The sequence below is a fragment of the Saprospiraceae bacterium genome, assembly GCA_016716185.1.
GTDB lineage: Bacteria > Bacteroidota > Bacteroidia > Chitinophagales > Saprospiraceae > Vicinibacter.
On record JADJWV010000002.1, the window covers coordinates 2339356 to 2351056 of the forward strand.

At 36.8% G+C, this 11701-nt stretch carries 9 protein-coding genes and 1 pseudogene; all 10 read right to left on the reverse strand.

Translation table 11 applies throughout. The features are described 5' to 3' along the window. Nucleotides 1-1359 carry a restriction endonuclease subunit S gene (locus tag IPM34_10980; protein ID MBK8956066.1) on the reverse strand — a complete coding sequence of 453 codons (1359 nt, stop codon included), beginning with the start codon at nucleotides 1357-1359 and terminating at the stop codon, nucleotides 1-3. 6 nt (nucleotides 1360-1365) lie between these two features. Beyond that, nucleotides 1366-4143 carry an N-6 DNA methylase gene (locus tag IPM34_10985; GenBank protein ID MBK8956067.1) on the reverse strand — a complete coding sequence of 926 codons (2778 nt, stop codon included), beginning with the start codon at nucleotides 4141-4143 and terminating at the stop codon, nucleotides 1366-1368. Then, nucleotides 4144-4452 (reverse strand): helix-turn-helix transcriptional regulator, encoded by a 309-nt coding sequence (locus IPM34_10990; GenBank protein ID MBK8956068.1) that lies wholly within the window; start codon nucleotides 4450-4452, stop codon nucleotides 4144-4146. Nucleotides 4453-4615: 163 nt separating this feature from the next. Further along, on the reverse strand, nucleotides 4616-6859 hold the full coding sequence (locus IPM34_10995; GenBank protein ID MBK8956069.1) for a DUF3987 domain-containing protein: 2244 nt from the start codon (nucleotides 6857-6859) through the stop codon (nucleotides 4616-4618). A 29-nt stretch (nucleotides 6860-6888) separates the two neighbouring features. Then, nucleotides 6889-7191, reverse strand: a complete 303-nt coding sequence (locus IPM34_11000; GenBank protein ID MBK8956070.1) for a helix-turn-helix domain-containing protein — start codon at nucleotides 7189-7191, stop codon at nucleotides 6889-6891. Nucleotides 7192-7296: 105 nt separating this feature from the next. Next, the gene (locus IPM34_11005) at nucleotides 7297-7965 is read right to left on the reverse strand and encodes a hypothetical protein (protein ID MBK8956071.1); all 669 of its coding nucleotides are present in this window, start codon (nucleotides 7963-7965) and stop codon (nucleotides 7297-7299) included. A gap of 48 nt (nucleotides 7966-8013) precedes the next feature. Next, complete coding sequence (locus IPM34_11010) at nucleotides 8014-8343, reverse strand: hypothetical protein (protein MBK8956072.1); 330 nt, start codon at nucleotides 8341-8343, stop codon at nucleotides 8014-8016. Continuing rightward, the gene (locus tag IPM34_11015; GenBank protein MBK8956073.1) at nucleotides 8343-9449 is read right to left on the reverse strand and encodes a site-specific integrase; all 1107 of its coding nucleotides are present in this window, start codon (nucleotides 9447-9449) and stop codon (nucleotides 8343-8345) included. The genes IPM34_11010 and IPM34_11015 overlap by 1 nt, the downstream gene beginning before the upstream one ends. Before the next feature lie 7 nt (nucleotides 9450-9456). Further along, a complete protein-coding gene (locus IPM34_11020) occupies nucleotides 9457-9855 on the reverse strand; it encodes a helix-turn-helix domain-containing protein (GenBank protein MBK8956074.1) in 399 nt (132 codons plus the stop codon). Between the two features lie 218 nt (nucleotides 9856-10073). After that, nucleotides 10074-11457, reverse strand: a pseudogene (gene mnmE, locus IPM34_11025) (tRNA uridine-5-carboxymethylaminomethyl(34) synthesis GTPase MnmE). Between the last annotated feature and the right edge of the window lie 244 nt (nucleotides 11458-11701).

The window sequence follows — 11701 nt, forward strand, 5'->3', positions numbered from 1 at the left end:
TTAATTAGTTGCTTCTTCAATTAATTGTTCAACTCTGGCTTTGGCATCGGTTAAAAGTTGTTGAGATTGTTTTCTTGCTTCTTTAGATTTCACAACTAATTCTGATATTTCTTGCATAATTTCTTTCGTTAAAACAGGAATTTTAAGCCTGCGAATTTGCTCAGGCTTCCAATGCGATATGAGAGCACCGCTGCATTCTCTTTCAGCTTGCATCTGACAGATTTTTGAATTGATAACCAACGCCAAATACTCTTTTGGAATACTATCATCAGTAAGTTCTAAATTCATTATACCACTTGAAATAATTCCTTTAACATTTTCATCAACTACATAACAAGTTCCTATTGTACCATCTTTGGTTAATAAAATATCACCAATTTTTGGTTGATATGCTTTAAGTGAAGAATGAGTTGTTTCTGAAATATATTTATCGGCATTTCCGAATTTAAAGCCATCTTTTGTAAGATTACTTACTCTAATAAAAACGGGACCTTCTAAAGTATATAATGAAGTGCCCACTTCAAAACCCTTTAAAAAATTGCATATAGAGGATAAAGCAACTGTATCTTTTGTTTTTAAGTGTGCATCTAATTGCCTGTATTTAGTTTGATAATAGTCTGCGTCATTTCTAAAATTACTTACTACTTCACTAAATTTTGCGATATAACTTTTAGGCTTTTCAAAACTAACACCTTCTAGTCCCAAACCTTGCTCTAATAAATCAATTGCTTGTTTATAGAGAGATTGGGATTGTTGGCGAAGTTTATATGCTTTTAAAACATTCGTTGAAAGTTTATTTTCAATAGAATACTCAAAACGAGGGACAGGAATTATTTTAATAAATTTTGGTGCAATTTCTGGCTGAGAACTACCATACATCCCTTGGTCGAGTAATTTCCTACCATATTTAGTGTTTAAGTATAATGCTAGAAATGCACTTTCAATTTTATTATTTGTTTTAAGTATAAATGTGTGAGATGTTACGACAGCATTTTCTAACTCATCAGTATATAAAGCTGTTTGCCCAAAATTTGCACCTGTTCTTGTTATAAGTATATCACCATAAACTAATTTATTTCTATATAAATTATTGGCTATTTCTTTTGGTATAAAAACAGAATTACTTTCTATTTCTATTTTTAAAGGTCTGATGTTTTGTGCCCTTAAAACAGATATTCCTTCAGGAGAATATATTCGTTTAAATTCACCGGGATGAATTATTTCCTTAACATAATAAGAAAGGTTTTTATAACCCTTTAAAATATCACGATATTCTAAATATTCAGGTTTGTAAAAATCACCATCTATTCTTGTATAATTTATAACATCACTAAGTTTTATTGTGCTCCAAACTGCCATAATATTTTATTTTTTCCAAAAATCAAATTGTTGTTCAATTGCAAATTTTATAAAGGCTTCTGCAATACAAGGTTCTAAATCCTTAGCCTCATATTTCACATTTGGTTCTGCTGCTATTGCAAATTCACTTGGTTTTTCAACCAATTTTAAAAGTTGTTCTCTTGTAATTCTATGGTTTACCAAATCTTGCTTTATTTCTGGGCTTCCAAATGCATCTTCTACAATATTTCCATCAGCATCAATTTGATATTCATAGTCGCCACTATTGTTTTTGCCACCTTGTTCGCTTACTGCCATAAAAATGGGGTAATCTAATTGCTTTGCCACTTCGGCATCTATAAAACGGTTGCGTAGTTTATTTATGCTGTCTTCGTTTTGTAATAGCAATTGTAGCTTGCCTTTATTGGTTAGCAATAGTTTTTCTTCTAATGCTAATGGTATGGCATATCCATAGGATTTTATTTCTGCTTTTAAGGTTTTAGCAGTTTCTTTTTGTTTTTCTTTTAATGCTTTGATGGCTTGCTTTTGTGCTTCCTTAATAGGTTTAATATGTTCGTTAAATTCTTTGGCTGTTCCTTCCCAATTTTCTTTTGCAATGGTGAGTTCAGCCTTTTGAGTTAGTTCTAAAACTTCTACTTCCTCATCTAAATCGCCTAATTTTGTTTTTGCCTTCAGTTCATTGCTTTTTAACTCATCTATTTTTTCATCAATAGCTTCCAACTTTTCTTCTAAGGTTTGTGGCTGTGCTTCTTGCTCCTCATCGTCTTCTTCTGCTTCCTTTTCTTCATCTGTTTCTTCTGCAACTTCTGGTTCAGGAAATTCTTCTAAAAGCAATTCAAAAATTTCTTCTGGAATGCTTTCTTCTGCTACTTCAATATCGGCTTCAAATTGAGCAAGCAATTCTTCTATTTGTAAAGCATAATCAGGGCAAGTGTCTTTTACATCTTCTTGCACTTTAATAATTTCAGCCAACTGTTCTTCTGTATATTTCTGAATAACTAATACTGATGTTTTAGTGCCTGTATGTGGTTTGAAAGAATTGCCGTGTAAGCCCACAACAGCCAATAAACGAGCTTTACGCAATACCCATTCTCTAATAAATGCTAATGAGGAATTATTGAATTTCCCTTGTGGCAACACAATGGCTGCTCTTCCACCAGGTCGAAGCATTTTAATAATACGTTCTATAAACAACACATCACGTTCTTCTTTAGCGGTTTTGTCTTTGGCTCTTTTAAGTGCTGGCTTCGCTAGTTCGTAATGTGTTAAAATGTTTTTTTCTTTTACTTCACCTGCAAATGGAGGGTTGGCAAGTATCAAGTCAAACTTCAATTCTCCAAAATACTCCCAAGCTTTTTCTTTGTCGGTAAAAGTTTCACCATCAGGAATTGGATTTTTGAGTAACTGGGTTTTGCTTAACTGTGTCATTAAATATTGACCAGATTTGTTTGTGTACCAGTCACGAGGATCTAAACCACTCACATCAGGTCCAAAAATATTAGTGTGACCATCGCCTGCAATAAGCATCAAGGCTCTTGATGTTTTTGCAGCTCTTGGTTCAATATCTATTCCCCATAAATACTTGCTTGCATAATCGTGTTTCCTGCTTTTTTGGTCTTGTGGTGTATGAGCAGGAGAAGCCCATTCCATAGCGTGTAACAAGAAACCAGCAGAACCACAACTCGGGTCCATTACATATTCATAATCTTTAGGGTTAAGCATTCGTACACACATTTCGATTACGTGACGAGGAGTAAAGAATTGCCCTTTCTTTTTCTTTGCTTCTGTTGGTAATAGATACTCAAAAGCATCATCCATAATTCGGAGATTAGAACCCATTAAACGAACAGGTTCAACTGGTCCGATACAAACCTGCAAATGGTCTTTCTTTAATTTTATGCTTTCGTTATCCTCAAATACCCCTTGCCATTCAGCAGATGCTTTTTTGAAAAGTGTATTGATAGTTTCATAAGTCAAATCGGCATCATCAAACTTCTTGAATAGCACTTCTTTATTCGGTCTATCTCTCTTGTTTTCGTTGGCTTCTTTTTCGTCCCAAATTTTAGCAAAGATGATTTTGAATATTTCATTAAATTCATCAACACCACTGTTTGCCAAAACAAGTTCTTCAAGGTCTTGAATAATTTTTTTGAAATTGAATGATGTTTTAAGTTGAGCTAAGGTTCTTTTTATTTCTAAAACATCTTTTGCTTCTTCATTGACTTTTGGAATTTCTGATAATGTATCAAAGTCTGTATTTTGTGGCCTGTATAAAACAAGGCGGTCTGTACCGTTGGACCAAATACCTATTGGGTTTCCTTTTGCACCTAAGTATGTTTTGAGTTGCTCAATACCTTCTTTTCGTTTTGGCTTTTTGATTTCAAAAAGCAATTTCACCGTTTCTTTGGTATCATCTCTATAAACTGCGATGTCGGCAAACTTTGTGTTTACTTCAACACCAAATTGAACTGGTATTTCGCATTCAATTTGCTCTGGTTTATAGTTGTAGTAATTGATAAGTTTATACACCCACAACTGCCTTACAATTTCTTCTGGATTTGATTTTCCATCTTCAACGTAAACTTGAATTTCTGTTTTGTCAGAATGAAGTTTTGCTAATGGTTTTATGAAATAGAGTTTTTTGCCAGTTTGTTTTCCTGTACCATCTTTAGCATAAATATTCAGCATTTCGTGAATAGGTTTGCCTAAGCTTTCAAATTCCGTCAAATCATATTTAACAGTAGGGTCTTTGAATATTTTATCAATTACTTGGTGAGTATTCATCTATTTCGATTTTTTCTTTTTGTTTAATTTGATTTTTTCTTCAGCTACTTGCATAGCTTCATTTGCCATCTTTTCATCTTTTACCACTTCATAAATTTGGTCGGCAAGCCAAAGGGTTTGCAACTCTTCTACATCGGCTTTGAGTATTTGGGCTAATAATGGTATTTGCTCTTTCTTTAATTGCCTATCGCCACGTTCTACTTTGCTAATAATAGAAGTGTCCACATCCAATTGAGAAGCAAGCTGCCGCAGCAACAAATTTTGCTTCGTTCTTAGTTCTCTTATTCGTTCACCAAACTGTGTTGCCATTATAATAATATTGTCTTGACAAATATTGGCAAATATAAGAAAACAAAAGCAAAGACTTACTAAAAAAAGTAGTACGTTAAAAAGTTTTGAGAAAGTGGGGAAATGAGGATTTGAGGAAAGGCGGTTTAACGCTTCCTCATATCCTTAAATCCTCAAATAGGAACTATTGAGGATTTTTGGCGTTGGGGTTGGTGTACTGGTCGTGACCATCGTACTGGATAATATCAGCATCTTTAAACTCCTTGATGTAGCGTTGTGCTGACTTATCGGTAATGCCCAAGCTCTGGGCTGTGGCTACATAGGTTTGGCGGTTGAAATGGTAAGGCAGGTTTTCTAAAAACTGCTCTTTCTTGTGCTTTGGTTTGGGCTTGTAGGTTTCCTGGGCTATTTGAGAATATACATAACTGCTATGCTTTAACAGTATGGTAATCATATCCAACGTATTTTGAAAGTCGGTATCGTTGCAAATTAGGTTTTGAGTAATTTCTCCATCTTCCATAATGCGGAGTGCTGAAAAAATCATCATTATACGGTAGGCAATTAAGCCCAAACGCCTTACTGAACTGATAATCTCCTCTTCTTGGATATTGACATACAGGGTTTGCATTTTCTCAAAGAATTGATTGAACTGCAATTGCTGTGATGGGGTCAAAGAAAAGTGTACATCGGGGTTGGCTTGTAAAGTTTGGTACAAACTGTAAAAGTCATTGCCCAGCTTTTCAAAATGCACATCTAAACCGTTCTCGGTTTTAGAGGCAAATACATCTTTCCAAATCAATTTCATATTCATTACATAGAACACAAAACGGCTGAACAAACCATTTTCAGCATTTGGAATGAGGGTTGTAATTTGCTTGGGTGTACCTGAAAGTAAAGCTGATAAACAAGGTCTGTCAATTTCTACATATTCCTTGTCTGTTCTGCGGTAATATGAGATAGGCTCGTGTTGAAAAGCATTGCGAAAACCATCGCTAAAGTCTCCGTAATCGCTTTTAAATGCTTTGGAAAGGGTATCACCCTCTGTTTCAAAAATAAGCCCTCTTTTGTCGCTATCGCCCAATATTTCTAAAAAGCCTGTTGCACTATTATTGGCAGGAATGAACAACATTTTTTGAGGTGGTTTCTGTGGCTTTTCGGTGTTGGCATCTTTACCCTTGTTTGCGTTGTACTCTTGCATATCCACCTCAAACTGTTGCTTCATTATCTTGGCTTGGTTTCTTAGTGCTAAGTGTATAGGTTCAACCAATTTTCTGCAATGAATTAAAATGCCTTTCCCTGCTGATGCTTTGGCAGAAATGAAAATGAACAGGTTTGTATTTACTGGATTGTCGCCATACTTGCCAATGAGTTTTGGAAATGCCACACTTAGCGTAACCAATGAGCCTAACAATAAAATATCCCTTTCCTCTTTGGTGGTGGCTACTCCTGTAATGTGTTTTAAAAACTCTGGTATTGTTTCAAACACTGCATCGGGCAAAGTAGGCATTTGTTCTTCAGGCTGTGTTTCCTCTTGATCCGTTGCCTTTTGCTTTGGTTCAAACTTTTTGTGTTCTTGGGTGTGGTGTGAATAGGCACTATTTACGGCAGTCTTAATTTCTCTTTCAGATAAATCAAAATGCTGTGTACATAGTATTTCAGTATCGGATTGCGATAAACCAACTCTGTTGCAATTAGAAGCAAGCAGATAAATATAATTATTTCTGTTTCCATCGGTGTATGATGCTTTTTGGTTTGTGAATTGAATTTGTTGATTGAATAAAAAAGTAATGTTGAGGTCTTCGGGTTCTGCCGTTACTATTGGAACAACTGGAGCAATAGCCGTAGGCGTTTGCGATTGTTGTTCTTGAATGAATTGGGGCAAAGCCACAATGAATTTCTCGTTTTGGATGGTTCGGTATGCGTTGGGGTCGTGGCTCATAAAACAAAGCCTTGTAACATCTTTGCAGCTTGGGTCTGCCTTTAGTCCTGTGGCATCTTCATAATACTTCTGCACTTGCAAATAAGCAATGTCGTGGTGTTCCAGCTCGGTGCTTACCTCAACAAATACCTTTAGGCCGTTGCCACTTGGACTGATGAAGCAAAGTGATGTGTAGGAGATTTTACTAATGATTGCAAACGCAGTTTGCAATTGCTCTGGTGTTAGTTTGTCAAAATCTAAATGCACAAAGCCACTGTACATTTCAAGAAAAGGCATTTGCCTTTTTTCGGTAAATACAGCCGAAGGCGTAAAAGCTAATAACTGTTTCTTTTTGTTGTCGGCTTCTGCCTTATTGCCCTGTGCAATGAGATTGCGGATTTCTTCTACTTCCGATTTGTACTTGTCGGAAATAATGTCTTTACCTATCAGCAGTAGAGATTTTTTTTCTACCGGGACAGTAAAGTTTTTAAATATGGTACTACTTGCCATTTCTTTTCTTTCTTATCGGTTAAAAAATTCTATTTGCGTTTGTTCTTGAGTATGTACTCGGTAGCCATAGCATCAATTTCATCGGTTGATGATTGACGGTTACGCTGCAACCATTCGTCTAACTCGGAACGCTTGAAATAGAGTTTCTTTCCCTGGGGACAGAAATGGGGAATACTCTTTGTACTTGTAAGTTTGTACAAATGTGAGGGGCTTACATCAAGGAATGTGCAAGCCTCGTTGAAGTTTAATACTGTTTTTTGCAGTAAGTTTTGCTCATCTAATTTGTTTGCAATTTCTGTGAGCTTGTCGAGAATTAAATTTTCTGTTGCCATCTTTTTATATTTTTAAAATTGATGGAACAAAACTCTACAATGCAGCAGGGGCAAAGGATTAGAGTGTTATATCTCATTGAGATAACTCCCTAATCTCACTATTTTTTATTTCATTTGGTTGATTATGTTGTCAATGGTTGACTGATTTTTGGGGCTTTCAATTTTATTGGAATACAGATTTTGAGCCTTTAAAAGTTTGTTGGTCTTCGTATAAAACAAACCTGATTTTTCAAGTGCTGTTGGGGTTAGATTATTGAAATGATTTTTGAGTTCATCAATGATGTATCTAAGTTGTACCGTTTCGCAACCAAAATAAACTTTGTGCATTTTACTGGTAAGTGCTTTTGATGTTAGAATAGTTACTAAATGGTCTGTGGTGCATTTTTCCTCATTCAAGAACTCAACTTGATTGTTTAGCTGTGTTATTACTGATTTCAGTTTTGCTTCTGTTCCTTTAAAGCCAAATGATAGTTTCTCTTTGGTGGTTGGCTTCTCTGCTTTCTCTGTTTCAATTTCCACTTTCTGCAATTCAATAATCTGTGCCTTTGGTAAGTACAAATCCAACAAATAAAAATCTTCAATACTGGTGTGGCTGTCAATACTTGCTTTGCTCAATTCCTGTATATCAAAAAATAAAATAGTGAGGTGCTGCCTTAATAACTGCAATACAAAATGAGGTAACGAGCTTTGCTCGGTAGGTGCTTCCTCAAATCCTCTTTCCTTAATCTCCTTAACTGTGTTTACGGTTAAGGCTTTAATGTCTTTAAATTGCAATGGTGGTGGGTATCCTATATCGACCTTTTTGATTACTTCTGCACTTGCTTAATGTAGCGTTGTAAACCTTAAAATTTCAAGGCTGATAACTGCATTATAAAACTTGCTTACTGCATCGCTGTAAGCTGGAAAATCTATTGCGTAGCAATGGTTTTTCAAAGTGCTTGTTCCCTTTGTATTTTGCTTTGTAAGCCATTTGGAGAGGTCGGAATAATCAGCCAACAATATTTGAAGCTGTTGCACCAACTGGGCTTCTGTGGTGGGTTCTTTGCTGCCTACCTTTTTTATTTTCTCGTTGATGGCTTTTGTGCCTTTGGCATCAAAAGTCCAGGGCATAAGTTCTTTGAACAAAATGCTATTCAATATTTTTATTTCCATTATAAACCAATATTTATTTTGTTAGCTGCTACTGTTTTCTTTTCATCAATTACATTAGCATAAATCTGTGTTGTTTTTAAATGCCTGTGTCCAAGCAACTTTGATACTGTGAAAATATCAGTACCTAAAGTAAGCTGCAACGTGGCGTATGTGTGCCTTGCACAGTGGAAAGTGATGTGCTTTTCAATTCCTGCCTTTATCATCCATCTGTACAAATCAGCATTACGACTATCGGAGTAAATCAAATCAGGAAATACCGGGTCGGCTGGCTTTCCTTTTTCTCCTAATAAATTATAGGCTTCATCAGATATGGGCAATGTTTCAGATCCTTTTGTTTTTTGCTGTACGAAACGGATGTAATGCCCTAACTCTGTTGATTGTTGCATTTCACTCCATTTCAATTTCTGAATATCACTAAAACGCAAGCCTGTAAGACAAGCAAAAATAAAAGCCCTTTTCATCAACTCGTTTTTACATTCGGTTTTGGCTAAGGTCTTTAATTCATCAAGGGTTAAAAACTCTCTTACTGGTTCGCCTTGTGGCAAACCTTCTACCATTTCGGCAGGGTTGGTTTTTAGTATGCCATCCCTCACAGCTTGTTTGAGTGCTGCTCTGAACTTATTGAAGTAACTGTATTTGGTATTGGTTGAAATTGCCTTTTTGGTTTTAGTACTGGCTTCTTTCAACAGGTAATCCCTGAAGCCATCAACAAAGGCTTTATTGATTTGGTTAAATTGTATATCTCTTGGGCAATACTTTTTCAAGTGCTTTATGGTACTATCCCAATTGCCATAATTCCCTTTGCTGTCTTTTCTCTTTTCAGCTAATGCCTCCATATACATAATGAAGTACGTTTTTAGCTTCTCCTTATCGTGGAAATCATAAGTGCTGTTTTGTATCTCCAAATGCCTTTTACTGCGGATGGTTTCAGCCAATGCCAATATCTTTTTATTTTCTTCTTTTACTGCATTGGTGAGCTTTCCTTTTTCGGGGTCGGGTGTTAGGTACAAATTCAAATACTCATATTGGCGTTTGCCATTGGAGTAGTACTCTAAATAAAGGCTTATTTTATCGCCTTTGAGCCGTTGTCTTAATGTTACTTTCATTTTCTTATCAGTTAAATAAATTATCAATTGAAGCCCTTTTGATGATGGTACGACTGCCCAGCTTTGCCACCGGCAAACGATTACTTTTTATCATCCGTTGAATGGTCCATCTGCTTGCACCCAAAAGGGTAGCAACTTCCAGTATGCTTAAAAATTCTTTGTCTCTTAAATTAGTGTGATTACCTGCTATCGGGTTGGATAGGGTTTCAGTAGCAACTACTGGAGAAGCGGAAACAATTTTGCTTTGTTGGTTCTTAAATTCTGCGTTTACTTTTTCTTCTCGTTTGGTTTTCTTGTAGGCAGCACTGTTGCACTTATGGCCACAATACTTCGTTGTGGTCTTTTGGGCTATGAAAGCCTTACCACAATGATTACAGAATTTAGGAAGTTTAATTGTACTACTCATTTGTTGCTACTTGTTGCAGTATGTTGCTGGGTGGTGCTACTTGGTGCATTATTTCGCCTGACTTCCATCAAACTGATATGTGGGCAACAAAATAGCCAATTGGGCAACAACTGGGCAACAAATATAAGTAAAAAAGTGGAGTTGGGCAACAAAAAAGAGAAAGAAAAGTGTACTGAAACTCAACAAAAACAGGCACTTAACAAACAAAAGAAAGTAAATTACTTTCCGATACAAAACTTGCTAAATATATTCCCCAGGATCTCGTCCGTGTGGATCTCTCCACTGATCTCCGACAACTCATAGCTCGTGCGCCGAATGGCTTGCGCCAACAAATCTGTAGCTTCGTGAGTAGCTAACAATCGTTCGGCTTCGCGGAGGGACTGCAAAGCTTGATCAAGGGCAAGCAGGTGCCGCGCATTGATGGCAAATGGAATGGATTGTAAGTCGCGATGGCCCGTAGCCAATTCATAGAGTTGGTCTTCGAGATCTTTTTTGTTGGAACCGTTTTTTGCTGACAAACTCACGAAGCAGGTTTCTTTTGTTAATACTGCTTCGTATGCCGTTCTATCGAAATCGGGATATACATCCATTTTATTCGCAACGATAATTTGTTTGGAACCGTAAAGTTGTAAAGCTTCCATTTCGGCCTTGAGCGAAGCTGCATCCAATTCTCCGGATCAAATACGTAAATCAGAATATCTGCTTGTTTTATTTTTTCTTTTGCTCTCACAACCCCCAGCTGTTCGATCTTGTCTTCCGACTCTCTCAGTCCGGCTGTATCGATAAAATGAAAAACCAATCCGCGAATCGTAGCACGTTCTTCAATCGTATCGCGGGTTGTGCCGGGGATGTCAGATACCAATGCTCGTTCGTCATTCAGTAAAAGATTCAGCAAGGTAGATTTGCCTGCATTCGGTTTGCCGGCGATCACGGTCAGAATTCCACTTCGTATGGCATTGCCCAGCTGAAAACTGCCGAGTAAGTCTTGTATGCGCAGATGGATCTGATGTAATAATTTTTTAAAGGTGCTCCGGTCTGCAAATTCCACATCTTCTTCACTAAAATCCAATTCCAGCTCGATGAGACTTTGAAACTGCACCAACTGACTTCTCAATTCTGCGATTTCATTCCGAATGCCACCTTTCAGTTGATTGATCGCCAATCTGTGCGATGCTTCCGTTTCAGATGCAATCAAATCAGCTACGGCTTCAGCCTGCGAAAGATCCATCTTGCCGTTGAGAAAAGCTCGTTGCGTAAATTCTCCGGGCTTAGACAATTCTGCTCCCTGACGTAAAAGAAGATGCAATAGCCGTTGAATAATAAATGCAGATCCATGGCAGCTGATCTCAACAACGTCCTCTCCGGTGTAAGAATGCGGAGCTTTAAACAGCGACACCAATACTTCATCTAATTCACTACCTGATTCATCGCGAATTTTCCCAAAAATAATTTGGGGAGTGTTATCAAATTGCAAAGCTTTGGTTGAAAATACTTTTTTAATATTGAAAAGGAATGATTCCCTGACATTCTTATGACCGCAATCGCACTCATTCCTGGAGCGGTGCTCAATGCGACAATCGTGTGTTGATTCCTGGTAATCATATTATTAAATGCTTCGCAAAGCTAAAAGGATTTCATGTATTCGCGAATTTGGGATTTTGATGACTTGGGAATAGGGGTGTATCCCGTTGCGATTGAAAATTGTTTTCAATTTGTGCTTAGATATGGTTTCCCGCACCTGCCCGACTGATCTATTGTTTTAAAATAAGGGGACTTCTATTTATTAAAAAAGTTCGTTTCATTTGTTCAAATGATATTCATTTAAACTTCAAAGGCTACAATGGAG

Coding starts and splice junctions, on each gene's coding strand:
- IPM34_10985 (MBK8956067.1), bottom strand. CDS start 4,143: ATGAATACTCACCAAGTAATTGATAAAATATTCAAAGACCCTACTGTT.
- IPM34_10990 (MBK8956068.1), bottom strand. CDS start 4,452: ATGGCAACACAGTTTGGTGAACGAATAAGAGAACTAAGAACGAAGCAA.
- IPM34_11010 (MBK8956072.1), bottom strand. CDS start 8,343: ATGGAAATAAAAATATTGAATAGCATTTTGTTCAAAGAACTTATGCCC.
- IPM34_10995 (MBK8956069.1), bottom strand. CDS start 6,859: ATGGCAAGTAGTACCATATTTAAAAACTTTACTGTCCCGGTAGAAAAA.
- IPM34_10980 (MBK8956066.1), bottom strand. CDS start 1,359: ATGGCAGTTTGGAGCACAATAAAACTTAGTGATGTTATAAATTATACA.
- IPM34_11020 (MBK8956074.1), bottom strand. CDS start 9,855: ATGAGTAGTACAATTAAACTTCCTAAATTCTGTAATCATTGTGGTAAG.
- IPM34_11000 (MBK8956070.1), bottom strand. CDS start 7,191: ATGGCAACAGAAAATTTAATTCTCGACAAGCTCACAGAAATTGCAAAC.
- IPM34_11015 (MBK8956073.1), bottom strand. CDS start 9,449: ATGAAAGTAACATTAAGACAACGGCTCAAAGGCGATAAAATAAGCCTT.